This is a genomic window from Exiguobacterium sp. K1, assembly GCF_033721435.1.
Classification (GTDB): Bacteria; Bacillota; Bacilli; order Exiguobacteriales; family Exiguobacteriaceae; genus Exiguobacterium_A; species Exiguobacterium_A artemiae.
Window position 1 is genome coordinate 202,524 of record NZ_JAOTIT010000005.1, and the last position, 19,521, is coordinate 222,044.

Annotated in this window: 19 protein-coding genes; 11 read left to right on the plus strand and 8 right to left on the minus strand. The window is 47.0% G+C overall.

Annotated elements, in window-relative coordinates:
- Positions 1-15: 15 nt before the first annotated feature.
- The 5 genes from N7U64_RS12060 to N7U64_RS12080 all read right to left on the minus strand — a co-directional run bounded on the left by N7U64_RS12060 (position 16) and on the right by N7U64_RS12080 (position 5,116).
- Positions 16-1,410, minus strand: coding sequence for a sensor histidine kinase (locus tag N7U64_RS12060; RefSeq protein WP_318929910.1), 1,395 nt, complete (start codon positions 1,408-1,410; stop codon positions 16-18).
- Entirely contained in the window at positions 1,407-2,093 is a 687-nt protein-coding gene (locus N7U64_RS12065; protein WP_012369549.1) for a response regulator transcription factor, read from the minus strand. The genes N7U64_RS12060 and N7U64_RS12065 overlap by 4 nt, the downstream gene beginning before the upstream one ends.
- A 136-nt stretch (positions 2,094-2,229) precedes the next feature.
- The gene (locus tag N7U64_RS12070) at positions 2,230-2,787 is read right to left on the minus strand and encodes a GNAT family N-acetyltransferase (RefSeq protein WP_012369550.1); all 558 of its coding nucleotides are present in this window, start codon (positions 2,785-2,787) and stop codon (positions 2,230-2,232) included.
- Between the two features lie 259 nt (positions 2,788-3,046).
- Positions 3,047-4,192 carry an amidohydrolase gene (locus N7U64_RS12075; RefSeq protein WP_290829845.1) on the minus strand — a complete coding sequence of 382 codons (1,146 nt, stop codon included), beginning with the start codon at positions 4,190-4,192 and terminating at the stop codon, positions 3,047-3,049.
- Positions 4,193-4,207: 15 nt separating this feature from the next.
- Positions 4,208-5,116: a TIGR01777 family oxidoreductase gene (locus tag N7U64_RS12080; protein WP_318929911.1), complete on the minus strand. Its 909-nt coding sequence runs from the start codon at positions 5,114-5,116 to the stop codon at positions 4,208-4,210.
- A 126-nt stretch (positions 5,117-5,242) separates the two neighbouring features.
- Between N7U64_RS12080 and N7U64_RS12085 the strand changes: the two genes are divergently transcribed.
- From N7U64_RS12085 to N7U64_RS12105, 5 genes are all read left to right on the plus strand, one after another.
- The gene (locus N7U64_RS12085; protein WP_318092146.1) at positions 5,243-6,064 is read left to right on the plus strand and encodes a RecX family transcriptional regulator; all 822 of its coding nucleotides are present in this window, start codon (positions 5,243-5,245) and stop codon (positions 6,062-6,064) included.
- Between the two features lie 347 nt (positions 6,065-6,411).
- Positions 6,412-8,139 carry an ABC transporter ATP-binding protein gene (locus N7U64_RS12090; RefSeq protein WP_318929912.1) on the plus strand — a complete coding sequence of 576 codons (1,728 nt, stop codon included), beginning with the start codon at positions 6,412-6,414 and terminating at the stop codon, positions 8,137-8,139.
- 17 nt (positions 8,140-8,156) lie between these two features.
- The gene (locus tag N7U64_RS12095; protein ID WP_318929913.1) at positions 8,157-10,217 is read left to right on the plus strand and encodes an ABC transporter ATP-binding protein; all 2,061 of its coding nucleotides are present in this window, start codon (positions 8,157-8,159) and stop codon (positions 10,215-10,217) included.
- Positions 10,218-10,276: 59 nt separating this feature from the next.
- Positions 10,277-10,591 carry a DUF1811 family protein gene (locus N7U64_RS12100; RefSeq protein WP_290829854.1) on the plus strand — a complete coding sequence of 105 codons (315 nt, stop codon included), beginning with the start codon at positions 10,277-10,279 and terminating at the stop codon, positions 10,589-10,591.
- Between the two features lie 2 nt (positions 10,592-10,593).
- Entirely contained in the window at positions 10,594-10,878 is a 285-nt protein-coding gene (locus N7U64_RS12105; protein WP_318929914.1) for a YfhJ family protein, read from the plus strand.
- Between the two features lie 55 nt (positions 10,879-10,933).
- Here N7U64_RS12105 and N7U64_RS12110 read toward each other — a convergent pair whose 3' ends face one another.
- Positions 10,934-11,917, minus strand: coding sequence for a metal-dependent hydrolase (locus N7U64_RS12110; protein ID WP_318929915.1), 984 nt, complete (start codon positions 11,915-11,917; stop codon positions 10,934-10,936).
- 114 nt (positions 11,918-12,031) lie between these two features.
- On the opposite strand from N7U64_RS12110, the gene mutY reads away from it, so the two are divergent.
- From mutY to N7U64_RS12130, 4 genes are all read left to right on the plus strand, one after another.
- On the plus strand, positions 12,032-13,048 hold the full coding sequence (gene mutY / locus N7U64_RS12115) for an A/G-specific adenine glycosylase (protein WP_318929916.1): 1,017 nt from the start codon (positions 12,032-12,034) through the stop codon (positions 13,046-13,048).
- Complete coding sequence (locus tag N7U64_RS12120) at positions 13,048-13,473, plus strand: hypothetical protein (protein ID WP_318929917.1); 426 nt, start codon at positions 13,048-13,050, stop codon at positions 13,471-13,473. Before mutY ends, N7U64_RS12120 begins: the two co-directional genes overlap by 1 nt.
- A gap of 117 nt (positions 13,474-13,590) precedes the next feature.
- Positions 13,591-14,133: a DUF402 domain-containing protein gene (locus N7U64_RS12125; RefSeq protein WP_012369561.1), complete on the plus strand. Its 543-nt coding sequence runs from the start codon at positions 13,591-13,593 to the stop codon at positions 14,131-14,133.
- 42 nt (positions 14,134-14,175) lie between these two features.
- The gene (locus N7U64_RS12130; RefSeq protein WP_318929918.1) at positions 14,176-15,963 is read left to right on the plus strand and encodes an ABC transporter ATP-binding protein; all 1,788 of its coding nucleotides are present in this window, start codon (positions 14,176-14,178) and stop codon (positions 15,961-15,963) included.
- A 53-nt stretch (positions 15,964-16,016) separates the two neighbouring features.
- Here the strand turns inward: N7U64_RS12130 and N7U64_RS12135 are convergent, their stop codons facing one another.
- Positions 16,017-17,315 carry a glutamate-1-semialdehyde 2,1-aminomutase gene (locus N7U64_RS12135; protein WP_318929919.1) on the minus strand — a complete coding sequence of 433 codons (1,299 nt, stop codon included), beginning with the start codon at positions 17,313-17,315 and terminating at the stop codon, positions 16,017-16,019.
- Positions 17,316-17,489: 174 nt separating this feature from the next.
- Between N7U64_RS12135 and perR the strand changes: the two genes are divergently transcribed.
- Complete coding sequence (gene perR, locus N7U64_RS12140) at positions 17,490-17,912, plus strand: peroxide-responsive transcriptional repressor PerR (protein WP_251027441.1); 423 nt, start codon at positions 17,490-17,492, stop codon at positions 17,910-17,912.
- 16 nt (positions 17,913-17,928) lie between these two features.
- Here perR and N7U64_RS12145 read toward each other — a convergent pair whose 3' ends face one another.
- Positions 17,929-18,291 (minus strand): YgzB family protein, encoded by a 363-nt coding sequence (locus N7U64_RS12145; RefSeq protein WP_318929920.1) that lies wholly within the window; start codon positions 18,289-18,291, stop codon positions 17,929-17,931.
- Positions 18,292-18,425: 134 nt separating this feature from the next.
- On the opposite strand from N7U64_RS12145, the gene N7U64_RS12150 reads away from it, so the two are divergent.
- Positions 18,426-19,295, plus strand: coding sequence for a nucleotidyltransferase-like protein (locus tag N7U64_RS12150; protein WP_012369566.1), 870 nt, complete (start codon positions 18,426-18,428; stop codon positions 19,293-19,295).
- Positions 19,296-19,521: the final 226 nt, after the last annotated feature.

The following is a 19,521-nucleotide window of genomic DNA, read 5'->3' on the forward strand; positions in this document are numbered from 1 at the left end:
ACTTACGAAATGACATTAGGAAAATCCATCGTCATCGTCCGGTAACAACGGTAACGTGATCAGGACGGTTGTTCCCTGACCGAGAACAGATTCGAAGGAAATGGTTCCGTCGTGCCGGTCAATGATGTGTTTCGTGATGGCAAGACCGAGACCTGTTCCGCCGTCTTTTCGTGTCCGGGATTTATCAACACGGTAAAACCGTTTCGTTAACCGTTCCAAATGCTCGGGAGGGATGCCTTCTCCTTCGTCCCGAATCGAGCAAATCGTCTGATCGCCGTCTGTTTTTGTCGACAGATAGATATGTTTCGAGGCAGGTGTGTAACGTAAGGCATTGTCCAACAGATTTCCGATGACTTGCTCAAGCCGGTCATTGTCACCGAGAACGATTTGACCTGGATCAAAGTCGGTGACGATGGATACACCTTTCGCCTTCGCAATCGGTTCCATCCGGTAAACGACATCTTCTAAAACCTGGCTGAAGACAAGCGGTTGTTTGGTCATCGGGTAGGAATCCCGTTCCAACTGGGCAAGATCGAGCAGATCATTGACGAGACGTTGCAACCGTTCCGTTTCGCGTTCGATGATCTGGTAATATTGATCGCGTGTTTTTTCATCGAGTGCTTTATCCTGCATCATTTCCGTATATCCCCGGATATAGGACAGGGGCGTCCGCAATTCATGACTGACGTTCGCCAAAAATTCCTTACGTTGTTCATCCACTTCACCGAGGGATTCTGCCATCTTATTCAGGGTTTCGGCCAATTCGCCGATTTCATCATCGGATTGAATCGGAATTCGATAGGCAAAATCTCCTTGGGCGTAGACGGTTGAGGCCCGTTTCATGTCAATCAGCGGACGGATGATCGTATCAATGATCTGCCGACCGAAAATGACGAGATTCAACACGATCAGACCAATCATGAAGAAAATCATCAGGCGAAGCGGTCGGAACGGTTCACTGATTTGACCGAGCTCCAAATAGAGAATCAACGTCCCGACGAGCCGGTTGTTTTCAATGATGGGAAAACCGGTCATCAGGATGTCCGTTCCTTCAATCGGATGTGTTCGACTGGAAACGACGGTTTCACCATTGCGTAACTGTTCAATATCCGCATTCGTCAAGAACCGGAGGCCGGCCGGATTTTTCTTCAGAAAGTCGATGAAAAAGACTTTGGATTCCGTTAATTCATTTGTATACGTCATCCCGTCATAAAACGCACCGGATAGTCCTTCTGATTCATAAATGTTAATCAATTTTTCGCCCCGATTGAGCAATAGATCTTCCTGCGTTTGAAGGTAAAACCGATCGTACAGATAAAATGTCAATAATACGAACAAAACGGCAGAAAAAACGCTTGTGAACCAAATCGTAATCCAAATCCGGCGGCGAATGGTATACCGCTTAATCATACTTCCTCGAATTTATATCCGATGCCCCAGACCGTTTGGATCGAGCCGCCGGCTTCACCGAGTTTCAGACGAAGTGTTTTGATGTGGGTATCGACAGTCCGCAGATTTCCGATGTAGTCGGCGCCCCAAATTTGATCGAGCAACTGTTCGCGTGAAAAGACTTTATCGTTGTTTTGGACAAACAAATGAAGTAAGTCAAATTCCTTCCGCGTTAAACTGATTGGTTTTCCGCTGACGTGGACACTGCGGCTTTCTGTATCAAGCTCCAGTTTGCCGATCGTCAACGTCGCCGATTGATCGACCGTAAAACGATGGGAACGTCGCAACGTCGCTTCGATGCGGGCCAACAGTTCACGAGGGCTGAACGGTTTCGTGATGTAGTCATCGGCCCCAATTTTCAGACCGTGAATCCGGTCGAGTTCGTCCGAACGGGCCGTCAGCATGATGATCGGGACGTTCGAGAATTCACGGATTCGCATGCAAGCCGTCAAACCGTCCATTTCCGGCATCATGACATCCAGCAAAACGAGATGGAAGGCATCACGTTGCATTAAATCAAGTGCTTCTTGACCGTTCGAAGCCGTCGTCGTCTGATAGTTTTCTTTTTGAAGATTTGAGACAAGCAGATCACGCATTTGTGCTTCGTCATCTACGACAAGTATTTTAAAGGATTGTTCTGGCATCAGTTGATCACTCCATTTCATATGGGAAGAAGGGATGGCTTCTTCCGACAGGTGAATTTTCCTTATTATCATACCATTTGAAGCTTTCGATCCGCATCAAAAGTACGAACAAAAAAGCACAAGAGGCAGGTGCCTCTCATGCTTCGAGTTGTTGTTCGTAGACCGTTTCGAATTCGCGGCCGTGGATATACATTTGAAAACTTGATTTGGAGACTTCGTAGAGTGTAAATTGAGTTTCTCCGGTATTCAGCTGTTCCAGTAATGCCGGTCGTAATGCATCGGCGCAAAAAGCATAAGGCAGTTTTTCCGCTGCTTTTTGTGAACGGATGTTAGTCTTGCGGATCTTCATGAAGACACTTTCGAAATCAAGGTCAAAAAATAGTTCTGCAAAAAATGCTTCTTTTGCAAGATTGTTATAACCTTTCCCATGATACGGTTTACCTAACCATGTACCGAGAAACCCATACTGTCCTTCGATATCGAGTAAACTGATTGTACCGATTGGTTGGTCAAATTCGTCTAGGATCGTGCGTGAGACGAGCTCACCGCGTTCTTCCTCTTCGATTGCCTGCTTTGTAGTAAACAGAAATTCATCAAAGTACCGTGTTTTTTGGCGGACGTACGGATATACGTCTTGATGCTGCATCAGTTCGAACAAATCAGCGCAGTCGCTCAGCTCCCGTTGCTTGAGCATACTTCCATTCCTCCTTCTTAAGACCGCTAGAATGATTGTCGAAAGCTACCTGTCTGACTCGTTTGAACCGCGCATGGTATGCCTTCTTCAGTTGTCGGATAAGATAATATTACCTTCTTTTTTTAAAAAAGCAAGTAAATAATTTTTGTGAAAAAACATACGAAAATAAGGCATTTCTTGCAAATGAAAAAGCCTCATTTTCATAATAAAAAAAGCCTATGATTTCCAACGATTTTCCGTTAAAATCATAGGTTTTTTTTTAAGACATGGATGTCAGATGAGTATGTTCAAAAATCACTTTTCCATCAATCATCGTCATCAAAGGCTTCGCGAGATAATCGAGCGGGAAGTGACTCCAAAGAACGAGATCGGCATCTTTGCCGACTTCAATCGAGCCGACGCGGTCCGCGACGCCGATCGAACGGGCCGGATTGATGGTGATGGCGCGAAGCGCGATGTCGACCGGCAGTCCTTCACGCGCAGCAAGACCGGCGCATAAATTTAAATACTGAACAGGTGTATACGGATGATCGGTCGTAATCGACACTTCAAGACCGTGTTCATGAAGAACACGATATGTTTCCCAGGTCTTGTTCTTCAGTTCAATTTTTGACTTTCGTGTAAAGGTCGGACCGACTGTAACGTGTTCAATCGGTAATTGTTGCAGTTCTTTGGCCACGAGATGACCTTCTGTACAATGTTCGATCCGGACATCCAGCTCAAACTCTTCGGCAAAACGAATCGCCGATAAAATGTCATCGGCCCGGTGAGCGTGGACACGAAGCGGCATCTCTTTTTTGAGAACCCGTTCAATCATCCGGTGGGCAAAGGTATCAGCTGTCCGTTGCATCTTGACTTCAAGAAATGCTTCCCGCAACATACCCATGATGCCCATACGTGTCAGTTCACCGGCACGACCGGCACTATGGACACGTTTCGGGTTTTCTCCAAGCGCAATTTTTAATCCGGCATATTTCCGTAAAATCATGTCATCGATAAAACGGCCGTGTGTCTTGATGACACTCGTGACACCGCCGATGATATTCATGCTGCCCGGCATGACCTGGACCGTTGTGACGCCGTGTTCGATAGCTTCCTTGAATCCTTCATCGAGCGGATAGACGCCGTCGATGGCCCGCAAGTGAGGGGTCATCGCAAAAATGGTTTCGTTGGCATCGTTTCCGACCGTTCCGGTTCCTTCATCGTACAGTCCAAGGTGCGTATGGGCATCGATGAAGCCGGGAAGCAGGAAACGTCCTTCTGCTTCGATGACCCGTTCGTGCTCCTCGGCATCCAGCAACTCATTGATTTCATGGATCTTTCCGTCTTTGATCCGGATATCGCCATAAAAATTATCTGATGTGATGGGAAAGATATGTGCATTTCGTATTAAAACATCCAACATTTTTCAACCCCTGTATTAGTTTGTGTGCTCGAGACTCTGCAGTGCATCCTTTAATTCAGCATACCGAAACTTGTAGCCGTTTTCGAGAGCTTTTTTCGGAATAACACGGGCGCCTTCGAGAACGATGACACTTTTTTCTCCGAGAGCCAGCTCGAGAGCGAAGCGTGGAGCCGGTAACCAGTGCGGACGATGCAACACTTTTCCGATCGTTTGACCGAACCGTCGCATCGTTTCCGGATGAGGGGCTGTAATATTGAGAGGACCTTCTACAGAAGCGGTCGTCAGTGCGAACAGGAACAGTTCGACGAGGTCATCGATATGAACCCAGGAAACCCATTGCTTCCCGTCGCCCATTGTCCCGCCGCCAAATAATTGATAAGGCAAACGCATTAATGGATAGGCACCGCCTTCTGTACTGAGGACGACCCCAATCCGCGGATGAACGAGCCGGACACCGCTTTCGGCAATCGGTTGAGCAAGCTCTTCCCAAGCGACACAGACATGGCTGAGGAAGTCGGCAGTCGGAGGCAGTGCCGTTTCTTCCGTAAAGGTTTGATGGCGGTCCTGACCGTAAATTCCAACGGCAGAAGCTGATAAGACGACGTCAGGTTTGGAATCAAGTGCTCTGACAATCCGGACGAGTTCTTTCGTCGAGTCGATGCGGCTTTCCAAGATGACGCGTTTACGCTCTTCTGTCCAGCGTCCTTCATTGATCGAAGCACCTGCCAGGTGGATGAAGGCATCCACATCATTCAGTTCTTGCTCCGGTGTTGCTTTATCCGTCAACCATTCAACGTAGCTGACGGCTCCCGCCGCAGCTTTCGGTGAACGGGTTAAAATAACAATTTGATGGCCTTCGTTAAGTAATCGTTTCGTTAGTGCCTGTCCAATCATTCCGGTTCCGCCTGTAATCGCGATTTTCATGGCGTGAATCATCCTCTCGTCCTGTCTGTAGTAATACTTGTACATATGTTCCCGTTTCTCTGTTTCACTCAAACCTGATTCAACATGTTATCGTTGCAAGAGAAGATAAAAAAAGGAGGAACCGACTTGAAAATCACACGGATTTCGACCCAAAAGAAAAATACGGAGCGCTTCAATATCTATATTGAACGCGAAGGTAAGGAAGAATATGCCTTTGCCGTCGATGCCGATATCTTGATCAAGTATAACCTGCAACGGGACAAGGAGCTTGACGATGATTTCGTCAAAGAAGTACTGACAGCGGAAGAACAGCAAAAAGCATACCGTTTATCACTCAATCATTTGTCATACCGAATGCGGGCGACGAGCGAAGTCGAAGCATACTTGATGGAAAAAGAGACACCGGAACATGCCGTCAAGCATGCCATCAAACGATTGACCGACCAAAAATATTTAAACGATCAACAGTTTGCCGAGGCGTACACAGCGACAAAAAAAGCAACGACACCGCAGGGACCCGGAAAAATCCGGCGTGATTTAGAAGCGCTGAAAGTGAACAAAACGTACATTGATCAAGCGCTGGAATCATTTACGGAAGAAGAGGAACTAGAAAAGGTATTGAAATTTCTCCGGCAAAAACAAAAAGAACTTGCCCGCCGGTCGGTTCGGGAACTGAAACAAAAACTGCAACAAACATTGATGCAACGCGGATTCTCATCAGAGGTTTCAAAACAGGGGATTCAACTCGTATTTGAAGAAGTCGAAGCAGAGACGGAAGAATCGGCTGCTTTATACCAAGCGCGGAAATACTATCCGAAGTACCGGAATCTGGAACCGTTCGCCCGGGTGCAGAAAACGCAACAGGCGTTAGTTCGAAAAGGATTTCCGTATGCACTCGTGTCGGAAGTGATCGAACAGGTCAAGCAGGAAGAAGCGGACGGAATATAAGTTTCGGCTTCATTTTAAAAGTTTAGACACAAAATTGACAATTGTTCGATAATTATGCTATTCTACGCTCAGATTAAGAAAAGGAGGAACCGTCAAATGAAACAGCCAATTGTAAACGCACTTATCAAACAGCTGAATATGGCGGAGACTCTCGAACTCGTATAAACACTATTTTCAGTGTGCGATTGACAGGGAATCCGTTCCCCGAGCACGCAGACCATATCGTCGATTCACATCGTCTTTAGAAAGGCAGATGGATTCTCGGACTGCTCCGGAAATCCGTCTGCCTTTTTTGCGTGCTCGGAAACAACGTAACACCATTATGAACGACAAAGGGGGGAACCATCGTGCGATTGTTTCGCCAACTCAGCTGGTTTCTGAAGGAACATAAAAAATCATATTTGATTGCCGTGTTATTGCTGATTGTGACCGGCTTCATCGACTTGACACCACCATGGTTGATCGGAAAGGTGATTGACGGACTGCGTTCCGGATCCATGGACCGGACGACATTGATTCAGTATGTGGTCGGGCTGACCTTTATTTCCATTATGTCCTTTATTCTGACGTATTTATGGCTTGCGAAATTATTCGGAACAGCCTTTTTACTCGAACGGACATTACGAAGTCAATTTTTTACGCATTTATTAAAGTTAACCCCGACCTTTTATCAACGTAACCGCACAGGGGATTTAATGGCGCTTGCGACCAATGATTTGAAAGCGGTCGAACGGACAGCCGGTTTTGGTGTCCTGACGCTCGTCGACTCGCTGAATATGACGGCGATTACACTTGTCGTCATGGGAGTAGCGATCGATTGGAAACTGACGCTTGCCGCCTTATTGCCGATGCCCATTCTTGCGTACGCGATGAATAAACTCGGCAGTCAGATCCATGGCCGCTTCATGACAGCACAGGATGCCTTTGGCACGATGAATGATCAAGTCGTGGAGTCGATTTCCGGACTGCGGGTCATTCGTTCATTCGTTCAGGAAGACATCGATGTTAAAAAATTTGATGATGTCACGACGGATGTATTTGATAAAAACATGCATGTCGCAAAAATTGATGTCTTGTTCGAGCCGATTATTAAATTACTCGTCGGAATCAGTTATTTGATCGGTCTATCGTTCGGGACGTACCTCGTCTTTACGAACGATATTACGCTTGGACAACTCGTCGCCTTCAATATTTATCTCGGAATGTTGATTTGGCCGATGTATGCGTTCGGAGAGCTGATCAACGTCATCCAGCGCGGAACAGCGAGTCTCGATCGTCTTCAGGCGACGATGCGGGTCAAACCGTTGATTTCATCGACTCCGGTCGTAGAGATTACTACTCCTGAAACGATTGTCTTATCGGATTTGACGTTTACGTACCCGGGAACGAAACAGCCCGCATTGCGCGGAATCAACGTGACGATCGAACAAGGAAAGACAATCGGGATTGTCGGTCCGACCGGTGCCGGGAAAACGACGTTGCTTCGCCAATTTTTACGCGAATATCCACTTGACCGTCATATGCTGCAAGTCAACGGTGTTCCCTATGAAGACGTCGCTTTGGAAACGGTCCGGGGATGGACGGGTTATGTTTCGCAGGAACACCTTTTGTTCTCGAAAACAGTGCGGGATAACATCCTCTTTGGCGCCGGAACGGCAACGGAAGCCGAACTGCAAGAAGCAATTCGTCTGGCGTCATTCACAACGGACATTACCATGCTCGATCAAGGTCTTGAGACGTTGGTCGGTGAACGTGGTGTCACGTTATCCGGCGGTCAGAAGCAACGGCTGTCGATTGCCCGGGCAATGTTGAAAAAACCGAAATTATTATTGCTCGACGATTCGTTGTCTGCGGTCGATGCAAAAACCGAGTCGCATATCATTGAAGCGATTCGAACCAATCGGGAGCAGGCGACGACATTGATTGTCGCACACCGTCTGTCTGCCGTTGCCCATGCGGACGAAATTCTTGTCTTGCAGGACGGTCAAGTGACAGAACGGGGTACGCACGAACAGTTGATGGATCATAAAGGGTGGTACGCCGAACAATTCGAACGGCAAAGTGAAGAAACGTAAGGTAGGAGGTGTCGAACGTGAAGGAAGAAGAATTATATCTATTAGATTCCGTTCGTCGGAAAACGACGATTCGATCACTTGTTCGTTATGCGATGTATGAAAAACAAGCAATTTTCCTCGGATTATTTCTCTTGATTCTGGCAGTCGGAGCAGAATTGACCGGACCATATATTGCGAAAGTCATCATCGATGAACATATTGTTGCGATTGAAAAGGATTGGGTTGAAGTGAAGGACGGAGGAAGGGTCGAGTATGACGGGCGCCAGTTTGCGAAGAAGCAGGATGTGCCGTCTTCCGATGTCATTCAAGCGATTTCAGTTGTTCAATCGAAGAGCGGTTATTATTTTGTGCCCGAACAAGTCGTCAGCGGAGGAGAACGCAACGTGACCGGTGGAACGTTAACCGTCACGCGTGGGGAAGAAACGTTTCGTTATTCGGGCGTCAAGAAGCTGACGCAAGGACAGGTATATGATTTTTATGCCTCTGACTTAAAAGCGGTCGGCTGGCTGTCTTTGCTGTATATCGTCCTGCTGTTAATCGCGGCCGGTTTGAACTGGGTCCAACAAATCCTGCTTCAGCGGTCGGCGCATAAAATCGTCAAACGGATGCGGCTCGACGTCTTTACACATTTACAACGGTTACCGGTCCGCTACTTTGACCAGACACCGATCGGAAAGATTGTCAGTCGTGTCACGAACGATACGGAAACAATCCGCGATTTGTACTTGGGTGTGCTCGCACGCGTCTTTTCGGGATTGATTACTATGGCCGGAATTTTAGTGGCGATGTTTTTCCTCGATGTCCGCCTCGGACTTGTTTCGCTACTGATTATTCCGATCGTCTACTTCTGGATTCAGCTGTTCCAGAAACTCGCGACGGAAAATAACTTCAAAGTCCGGTCACTTGTCGCAGATATGAATGGTCAGTTAAACGAGAACATTCAAACGATGCCGATCATTCAAGCATATGCGCGGGAAAAAGAAGTGTTGGCGGAATTTGAACAGAAAAATGAAGAGAACTATCAAACCCGTTCGAAGTTGTTGCGACTCGATGCCTTAATGTCGCATAACTTATCTTATTTTCTGAAAAACCTGACGCTGGCCTTATTGATCTGGGTCGTGGCGGGTAAAAGTCTGACCGACGGAACATTTTTATCGCTCGGGATTTTATATGCCTACATCGACTATGTTTCGCGTCTCTTTGAACCGGTCACGCAAATCATGAATCAGTTGTCGCCGTTGCAACAAGCACTCGTTTCAGCAGACCGGATGTTCCAACTGCTCGACGAAAAGGGAGAAGACGTCGGAAAAGGACGATTACCCCGTTTCGCCGGACGTGTGGAGTTCAAGCAGGTCGGTTTCAGCTATGATCCGGGTCATCCTGTCTTACAGGACATCGAAATTGATGCCCGTCCCGGAGCGACAATCGCTCTCGTCGGACATACGGGTAGCGGGAAAAGTTCAATCATGAATCTGCTGATGCGTTTTTATGATCCATCATCCGGTCAATTGCTGATTGATGGACAGGATGTCACGTCACTGCCGAAACAGGCGGTCCGCGATCATATGGGTATCGTCCTGCAGGATCCATTTTTATTCACGGGAACAATCCGGTCGAATATCACGCTCGGCAACCCGGCGATTTCCGAAAAACGGATTCGTGAAGCGATCGTCGCTGTTGGGGCAGACCGGTTCATCGACCGTCTTCCTAAGGGTCTGGATGAACCCGTCATCGAAAAAGGCGCGACCTTGTCTGCCGGCGAACGGCAGTTGATCAGTTTTGCCCGGGCTTTGGCGTTTGATCCAGCCATTTTAGTTCTCGATGAAGCGACGGCGAGCGTCGATTCGGAAACGGAAGCGATGATTCAGGATGCCTTATTGACGTTGACGAAAGGACGCACGACCTTCATTATTGCCCACCGCTTGTCAACGATCAAAGACGCCGACGAAATCATCGTCCTCGACCATGGACGCATAGCCGAACGCGGAACGCATGAAGAGTTACTCGCAAAACAAAAAATCTATGCCAAAATGTATGCGTTGCAAAGTAAACGCAATCTCGAATTGAAATCAAGCTAACTCCATCATTTTTCTTCTCCTTTTCGTATATACTAATGACGAAGAGGGGGAGTTTTTTTATGGAGACACGAATGAGTCAGTTATCAAAATATGAATTAGAGATGCTCGTGACGAAATTGAATGAGCAAAAACGTAAAGCGGAGCAACACGGTAACATGAGTGAAGTCGAGGTGATCATCCGCAAGATTGCGATTGCCCAAAGTTATCTTGTCGATGCAAGCCGGTTTGAGACGGGTCGCTTTTACCGGATTAATGGAGAAGATACACGATTTGAACTGCATTTCGTCAACGGTGTGATGGGCTGGGGACATTTTGAGGGAACGGTCAACGAAGTGGCGATTCCGCTCGCGTTGATTCAGGAAGAGGAGGAATGAAGATGGATCAAAATCGTACAGAAGCACTAAACGGATTGGCGGAAGAATTACAAGAAGTCAACGAGACCTTGACGCCGCTTGAAGCCTTGACGTGGGTCGAAGTCTTATGGGAAGATTTCGAAGCGACGCTTGCAAAGGCTGGGGAAAAATATCAGGGTGAGGCGGTTGCCGTTCGTTTCGTTCGGCAACAAATCAAGCAACATGGTCCGATGCTTCACCGTTTTAATACAACAAATGAGAAGTTCAAGCATTTGATGATTGGTCTCGACGATCAGTCAATCAATTGAAAAAAGAACTCGCGGTTCGGAAAAGAAATTTTTCCGAACATGGCGAGTCCTTTTTTTATAATGCAGGTACAAACAATTTTTTTTGCAACGTCCGTTCGCTGAAAACCCATCCTGTATAGGAACTGACGATTTGGCGTGACGTTGCATCAATCCGGACGACCGCGACGAACGGATAGACTTCTTTCGTGAAATAACGTAAGTTCGTGAACCGGTATTCGACGATTCCGTCTTTTCGGGAAACCGTATACGTATGAATTTTTGAAAATTCAAGGAACGCCTGTAGATCCACGTTCTCCTTGACGATGTCATACAATTCATCCCCATGCGGTTCATTTTTGATCCGGAAATTACCGCACTCGACGACTGTTCCGGAATTAATCTTGACGACCGCATATTCATTTCGAAGACGTGCTGCGACATGCCACTCATCCCATTTCATCCCGGGAGAAATGAACAGCTTGTGTGCTCCGCCGTAATAACGGGCGGCCGTCGCCAAAGCATCGTTACGCAACTTAAATTGAACCGCATAATAGATGATGACGATCGCAATCAAAATCGGGAAAATGACAATTGTGGCGCGGGTCAACAGCCAAATGCCGAACGCTCCGTAATACATCGTGAACAGGTAAGGGTCAAATGTATTGATGACGCCCCAACCAATCCAGGTTTTCTTAAAGGGATGAAGCGCCTGCGTGCCGTAAGCATTAAACAGATCGACGAAGACATGAAGGGCGACAGCAATCTGTGCCATCAGCCATAATGAAGTAGGCGGAACGCTGAACAGGGCGCCGATGACGATCGACAGTAACAACGGCCAGGCAATCAAGGCGATCAGACCGTGGGATTTACCACGGTGCTGTCTCAGGTAGGCACTGTTGCCTTTAAATTTAAATACAGTATCAAAGTCTGGAGCATGGGAACCGACCAACGCCGTAGTCGTAACAGCCGCAAACAGCGTAGCGCTTGCTGCGACATCCGGTTCAAGTGTGGAAATGGCGGCGAGGCAAAGTCCCATTCCGATATGCGTCCCAGTATCCAATGCAAATTCGCTCCTCTATCAAAGTATTCGGAATCATAATAAACGTAAATTGATTTTAATTTTTAAGGTTAATTGAACTTACTATAACGTATCAAACAGAAAAGAGGTAATATTTTGACTCTTGTCACAGAATATTTCAGAAACTTTAATAAACAGCATTTTACGACGGAATTGGTGCAATGGTTCTTGCGGGAACAACGGCAGTTGCCGTGGCGTGAAACTAAAAATCCCTATCATATCTGGATCAGTGAAATCATGCTGCAACAAACACGGGTCGATACAGTGATTCCGTATTACCAGCGGTTCACGGAACGGTTTCCGACACCCCACGATTTGGCGTCGGCCGACCAAAGTGAAGTCTTAAAATATTGGGAAGGCTTAGGGTACTATTCCCGGGTTAAGAACCTTCAAATCGCAGTTCAGGAAGTTGTTGAAAAATATGACGGGATCGTACCGGATGAAAAAGAACGGTTTGAAAGTTTACGGGGAGTCGGTCCCTATACGACCGGTGCCGTTCTCTCGATTGCCTACGGCCACCCAGAGCCTGCCGTCGATGGGAACGTCATGCGTGTCTTATCGCGTGTCCTCGGAATTTATGACGACATTGCCGCACCGAAAACACGAAAAGTCTTTGAAGCGGCTGTTCATGAATTGATTGATCATGCGGATCCGTCAAGCTTCAATCAAGGGTTGATGGAACTCGGTGCAATGGTCTGTACACCGAAATCACCGATGTGCGGACTGTGTCCGGTCAATGATGTCTGTTTTGCTTATGACCGCTCGGTTCAGGCGGAATTGCCGGTCAAAACAAAAAAAGGTAAAACTCAGACGATCCGGTACGATGCATTGGTCTATGAAGAAAACGGACAAGTCGCCGTCATGCAACGTCCGGAAACGGGACTGTTGGCCGGCATGTGGCAGTATCCGTTGGTCGAATCGACGGGAGAACAGCCTGGAATCCAAGTCGGTAGTGTGAAACACATCTTTTCGCACCGGATATGGGACATTACGGTCTACCGTGTGGCGACACAACCGGAAGGGACCGTCCTGATGGATGAACAGGCATACGACAAGCAGCCGATTTCGGTCGCCCAAATGAAGATTGATCGCCTATTAAAGGAGGAACTCTGATGAATCGTTTTTATACCGAAACGAAAGTGCCGGCGACGAAGGATCAAGCCTGGTTCTTTTTAAGTGATGCCAAAGCCTTGACGGGACTGACAAAGTTTCCGAAAGTACAGACGACCGGAGATACCCGGACATATGCCGGCAACACGATTCAGCTGAAGGTCGGCATTCCGCCGGTTTTCGTCAAATGGGATTCCATCATTCCAATGGTCGGAAGTGATTTGTTCGTCGATGTCGGAGTCAAGGTTCCGTTTCCTTTCTCGGTCTGGTGGCACACGCACCGTGTCGAAGAGCGTCCGGACGGCGTCTATATGATTGATGACTTGATCTATAAATCGTATTTACCGAAAGCAGTGGTGGATTTATTTATTTTGAAACCGATGTTTCAGCAACGGAAACAGGCGATTTTACATCATTTTTCAAGTTAAATACCAGTCATTTTCCTGAAAAAGTAGCCTTTCGTTTTTCATGTGTTCTGAAAATGGGTATAATAAGCACGAGAGTATTGAAAAAACTGAATAAAAAGCTTCAGAAAGGAGTAGCACATGAGTCGATTCCCAAAAGAAAGTAGCAAGATTGAGATTCAAAGTTTCAAACATAACGGCAGCTTACACAGAGTTTGGGAAGAAACGCTCGTGCTTAAATCGACGGAAGAAGAATTGATTGGATTCAATGACCGGATCATGGTCAGCGAATCGGATGGTCGTCAGTGGCGGACACGAGAACCCGCGATTTGTTATTTTTCGACAGAACTTTGGTTTAATGTAATCTGTATGATTCGTGAAGACGGCATCTACTATTACTGCAACTTGGGTTCACCTTCGACGTTTGATGAAAAGGATCGAGCAGTCAAGTACATTGATTATGATTTAGATATCAAAGTCTATCCGGACATGTCTTACATGATTTTGGATGAGGACGAGTACGAAAAACATCGCCGGGAGATGAACTATCCAAAAGCGATTGATCGTATTCTGAAAGACAACGTTCAGATTTTGATTCAATGGATCCGTAGTCGCAAGGGTCCGTTTAATCCAGCATTCGTTGAAACGTGGTATCGTGAATACGAAACAAGGTATCGGAGATGATGGTTCGCCATCGTCTTTTTTTAGTGGAAAGAAGGGAAACACATGAGTAAAGCAAAGCAAAAACAGTTAAAAAAGAAGGGTTCCATCAGACGGTACATGGAATTCGTCAAACCGTATAAAAAACAAATTCTTTTGACGGTATTCGTCGGAATCATCAAGTTTTCGATTCCGCTCGGATTGCCGCTTCTCTACAAGTACATCATCGACAATCTGCTCGATAATCAAACGGTTCCGCTCGCGGAACGCAGTAAAGAACTTGCCTATTTGATTGGCGCCGGATTCTTCGTTTTTCTCGTCATCAAACCGCCGCTTGAATACATCCGGCAGTATTTGGCCCAGTGGTCGGCATCAAAAATTTTGTTTGATGTCCGGAACCGGCTGTTTGATCATGTCCAAAAACTGTCACTCCGCTTTTATTCGAACACGAAGACCGGGGAAGTCATCTCCCGGATCATCAACGATGTCGAACAGACAAAGGATTTTGTTGTTACCGGGTTGATGAACTTATGGCTCGACATGATTACGATTTTGATAGCGATCGCTATCATGTGGACAATCGATCCGAAGCTGACGCTCGTTGCGATCATTCCGTTGCCGTTTTATGCACTGGCGGTCAAGTTCTTTTATGGACGGCTCCGCAGTCTGACGCGTGACCGTTCGGCAGCACTCGCTGAACTGCAGGGACACTTGACGGAACGGGTCAACGGAATGGCGGTCATCCGCAGTTTTGCCCTTGAACCCCACGAAAATCAGGCGTTTAAGAAACAAAATGACGGCTTCTTGACGGCAGCATTACGTCAAACGAACTGGAATGCCCGGACGTACGTCGTCGTCTCGACGATTACTGATTTTGCTCCGATTCTGATTTTCGGTGCAGCGGCTTTCCTTGTTCTGAACGGTCAGGAATCACTCGGGACGATGGTAGCTTTCATCGCCTATATCGATCGCCTGTACGCACCGCTCGGTCGTCTTGTCAACTCGTCGACGACATTGACGCAGTCGATTGCCTCGATGGACCGGATGTTTGAGTTTTTGGACGAACCCTATGATATTACGGAAAAAGCCAATGCGAAAAATCCGGTTCATGTCAAAGGGAACGTCCAGTTTGAAAATATCAGCTTCTCCTACGAAGAAGGCGGCGAACGGGCGATTGACCGGTTGACGCTCGATGTACAGGCGGGAGAACGGATTGCCTTCGTCGGGATGTCGGGCGGCGGGAAATCCACGCTTGTCAGTCTGATTCCTAGATTTTACGATGTGTCGTCCGGACGGATCACGCTGGACGGAGTCGATATTCGTGATTTGAAGTTACGTGGTTTACGCGATCAAATCGGAATGGTCATGCAGGAATCGATTCTGTTCAGTGAATCGGTCGAAATGAACATTAAGATGGGGAATCCCGAGGCGACGGATGAAGAGGTGGTCGCGGCAGCGAAGGCAGCCAATGCCCATGAGTTCATCGAACGACTGGCGGACGGTTATAAAACACCGGTCGGCGAACGGGGGGTCAAATTATCAGGTGGTCAAAAACAGCGTTTGGCAATTGCCCGGGTCTTCCTTAAAAATCCACCGATTTTGATTTTGGATGAAGCGACGAGTGCCCTGGATCTCGAAAGCGAATCGATGATTCAGGACTCGCTTGCGCGTCTTGCGAAAGGGCGGACGACGTTTACCGTTGCCCACCGTCTTTCGACGATCACCGATGCCGATAAAATCGTCGTCATTGAAAACGGTCAAATCACGGAAATGGGACGTCATGAAGAACTGATGCGAAAACGCGGCGCTTACTTCGAACTGTATGCGATTCAAAATCTCGAGCTGGTTGAATGAAAAAAGGCTGTTCCGCGAAAAACGGAACAGCCTTTTTATTATGAAGGATTGATTTACAGTTGGGCAAATGCGCGGTTGACAGCAACGATTGTTTCTTCGATGTCTGCTTCCGTGTGCGCTGTTGTCAAGAACCAGGCTTCGTATTTCGAAGGAGCTAGGTTGACGCCTTGTTCGAGCATTAATTTGAAGAACCGACCGAACATTTCACTGTCGGCACGTTCGGCACCCAAATAGTCGACGACCGTTTCATCCGTGAAGTAGACCGTCAATGCACCTTTGAGACGGTTGATTGTGATCGTGACACCATGCGTGTTGGCAGCTTCTAAAATGCCTTGTTCGAGTTTCGCACCGAGGCGGTCGAACTCTTCATACACACCCGGCTGTTCGAGTAATTCGAGGCAGGCGATACCGGCTGCCATCGAAGCCGGATTTCCGGCCATCGTACCTGCTTGATACGCCGGACCAAGCGGAGCGACGTGTTCCATGATATCCTGGCGCCCGCCGTAGGCACCAATCGGGAGACCGCCACCGATGATTTTACCAAGCGCTGTCATGTCCGGGCGGATGTTCAGAAGTTCTTGGGCACTACCGTACGTGAAGCGGAAAGCTGTGATGACTTCATCATAGATGACGAGTGCGCCGTGTTCATGCGTAATTTCGTTGATGGCCTCGAGAAACCCGGGTTGCGGTTCGACGATGCCGAAGTTCCCGACAATCGGTTCGACGAGAACGCAGGCGACCTGATCGCCCCATTCTGCCATGATTTGACGATAAGATTCAATATCATTGAACGGTGTCGTAATGACCTCTTTTGCTGTTGCTTTCGTCACACCGGCTGAATCGGGTGAACCGAGTGTTGCCGGACCGCTTCCTGCTGCAATCAGCATCAAATCCGAGTGACCGTGATAACAGCCGCTGAATTTCACGACGAGTTCACGTCCTGTATAAGCACGGGCGACACGGATCGTCGTCATGACGGCTTCCGTCCCTGAGTTTGTGAACCGGACTTTCTCTAACGAAGGAATCGCCTGTTGCAGTTTATGGGCAAAGTCGATTTCTAGGCGATGAGGTGTACCGTATAATAACCCGTTACGTGAAGCATTCGTGATCGCTTCCGTAATATGTGGATGCCCGTGACCGGTAATGATCGGACCGTAAGCTGCTAAGTAATCGATGTAACGGTTGCCGTCGACATCATAGAAGTAAGCTCCTTCTCCTCGTTCCATATAGACGGGCGCACCGCCTCCGACTGCTTTATACGAGCGAGATGGGCTGTTCACACCTCCGACGATACATTTTTGGGCCACTTCATATAAGGATTCCGAAGTAGGACGTTTTGTATGAGTTGACATGATGATTCCTCCAATCATTGATACGTGAAAAATATCACGATATGATTGTATCATGTCCGTCAAACGTGGAGCAGAGCCGTTGACGGAAAGGAAGAATGTAGGTAGACTAATTATAAAGATTACAATCTAATAATCAATGAAAGATAGAAATGAGGGGATGACGTGGCGAACGAGATGTTAGATGATGCAGTACGCTCTTTACGTGAATCAGGCGTTCGGATGACACCACAACGTCATGCGATTTTGGAATATTTAACGACGGGACATACACATCCGACGGCAGATGAAATTTATCGTGCGCTCGAACATCGTTTTCCAAATATGAGTGTGGCGACAGTTTATAATAATCTACGGGTCTTCCGTGAAAAAGGAATCGTAGAAGAGATGAATTATGGAGATGCTTCCAGTCGTTTTGACTTCGTCACGACGCGTCATTACCATATGATTTGCGAAGGATGCGGAAAAATCGTCGACTTCAATTACCCTGTCCTGGATGACGTCGAGACTGTTGCGGCGCATTTAACAGGCTTTAAAGTAGACCGCCACCGTCTTGAGGTTTACGGGACTTGCCCGGATTGCCAATCGAACGTGCATTAAAAAAACGAGCTTCCTTTTAACGGGGAGCTCGTTTACTGTTTTTGTTGTACTTTTCATCGAATTCTTTTCCTTCAAGGTTACGATCCATCGTCAGAGGTTCGTCGCAGTGCATACATAAATCAACGCGTCCGAGGACTTTCGTTTCTTTACCGCAATTCGGGCAGGTGACGACGGCAGCTTTCGTCGAAGTAAGTCCGATCAGGAAATAGAGCGCTGTGCTGGCAAGGACCATGACAAACCCGACAAGCATTAGGATGACCATGATGATTTCGAATTGTTTTAACAAAAGACCGCCATACATGACAAGCATTCCGCCGAATACGAGGAACATTGCCAAGTTACGGGCCCGGTTTATTTTATTCTTACGTTGTTTTTTCACATGAATTCCCCCTGTAGCCAGTCTAGCATATTGTGGGATCGAGTCAGAAGCAGGAACGATTGATTTTTTGTCGAAAATGGTAACGGACGAATGATCAGAGTAACGAGTACGGAGTAGAGAAGGGTGAGAAGGAAATGGAACAGGCAACACGAACAATTTATTCAGAATATGCGGCTTATCCGGAGACACAGGGAATCATCGCCGTTGAGAAAAGACAACCGAGAGACTCTTTAACCGATCAATTTGATGTTTTACTTTTAGTCATTACACGAGATCCTTCCGTCGAGTGGACAGTTAAGCATTATCGATTGAATACATTGCGGGTTTCATTACATCTTGTGCATGAACAAGTCCTCTCCCGTTGGTTAATCTTAAATGCAAATCGCCGGGCCGTCCATTGGGTGTCGGAAGGAACCATCATTTTTGAACGGAATGATTACTTAACGGATTTGAAAAAACAATTACGCAACTTCCCGGAGACGGAACGCTGCTTACAGATGTCGTTGTCATTCGCTAAATTACTGCGTCGTTTTCAGGATGGACGGAATCTATTCAGCCGCGGTAATTATTATGATGCTTATACGCATGTCCATCATGCATTGCATCATCTAGCCCGGCTTTCCGTTCTCGAAAAGGGAGCGCATCCGGAAGTCGTCGTTTGGGAACAGGCCCGGTTGGACGATCCGGATGTCTATAAGTTATATGAACAACTTTTGTTGAGTGAAGAAACACTGGAACAACGGATTCACTTGGCGTTAATCGGATTAGAACATCTGTTGCAGTCAAAAGTCTTGTCCGGTGGTAAATACTTATTTGAAGTCATGCGAGAGCGGGATCGTCCTTGGACGATGCATGAGTTGATGGAAGAAAGTCGTCTGACAGAATTGAAGGTTGATTTAGGGAGCCTGGTTGATTTTTTCATTCGGAAAGGATTGATCCGAATTTCGTATCAACGGACAAAAGGACTTGGTGTGGAACTCGTGACATACGAACCGGTCGTGTGATAGACCGGTTTTTTTGTTTTTTTTTATAAATATAGAACCAGCATATATAGAAGAAAAAAATAATGAAAAGAAAAATTAAGAAAAAGCATTGACGTTATTATCTCGAGATAGTATATTAATAGATGTCGACAGGCACACGCCATTGACGCGATGAAAAAAACAAGAAAAAAGCGGTTGACGCATAAGTTATTCCGTGATATCTTATTAAAGTCGCTGAAAACGACAC

Coding starts and splice junctions, on each gene's coding strand:
- N7U64_RS12070 (WP_012369550.1), bottom strand. CDS start 2,787: ATGCTCAAGCAACGGGAGCTGAGCGACTGCGCTGATTTGTTCGAACTG.
- N7U64_RS12080 (WP_318929911.1), bottom strand. CDS start 5,116: ATGAAAATCGCGATTACAGGCGGAACCGGAATGATTGGACAGGCACTA.
- perR (WP_251027441.1), top strand. CDS start 17,490: ATGTTAGATGATGCAGTACGCTCTTTACGTGAATCAGGCGTTCGGATG.
- N7U64_RS12130 (WP_318929918.1), top strand. CDS start 14,176: ATGAGTAAAGCAAAGCAAAAACAGTTAAAAAAGAAGGGTTCCATCAGA.
- N7U64_RS12105 (WP_318929914.1), top strand. CDS start 10,594: ATGGATCAAAATCGTACAGAAGCACTAAACGGATTGGCGGAAGAATTA.
- N7U64_RS12135 (WP_318929919.1), bottom strand. CDS start 17,315: ATGTCAACTCATACAAAACGTCCTACTTCGGAATCCTTATATGAAGTG.
- N7U64_RS12125 (WP_012369561.1), top strand. CDS start 13,591: ATGAGTCGATTCCCAAAAGAAAGTAGCAAGATTGAGATTCAAAGTTTC.
- N7U64_RS12065 (WP_012369549.1), bottom strand. CDS start 2,093: ATGCCAGAACAATCCTTTAAAATACTTGTCGTAGATGACGAAGCACAA.
- N7U64_RS12075 (WP_290829845.1), bottom strand. CDS start 4,192: ATGTTGGATGTTTTAATACGAAATGCACATATCTTTCCCATCACATCA.
- N7U64_RS12060 (WP_318929910.1), bottom strand. CDS start 1,410: ATGATTAAGCGGTATACCATTCGCCGCCGGATTTGGATTACGATTTGG.
- N7U64_RS12100 (WP_290829854.1), top strand. CDS start 10,277: ATGGAGACACGAATGAGTCAGTTATCAAAATATGAATTAGAGATGCTC.
- N7U64_RS12120 (WP_318929917.1), top strand. CDS start 13,048: ATGAATCGTTTTTATACCGAAACGAAAGTGCCGGCGACGAAGGATCAA.
- N7U64_RS12150 (WP_012369566.1), top strand. CDS start 18,426: ATGGAACAGGCAACACGAACAATTTATTCAGAATATGCGGCTTATCCG.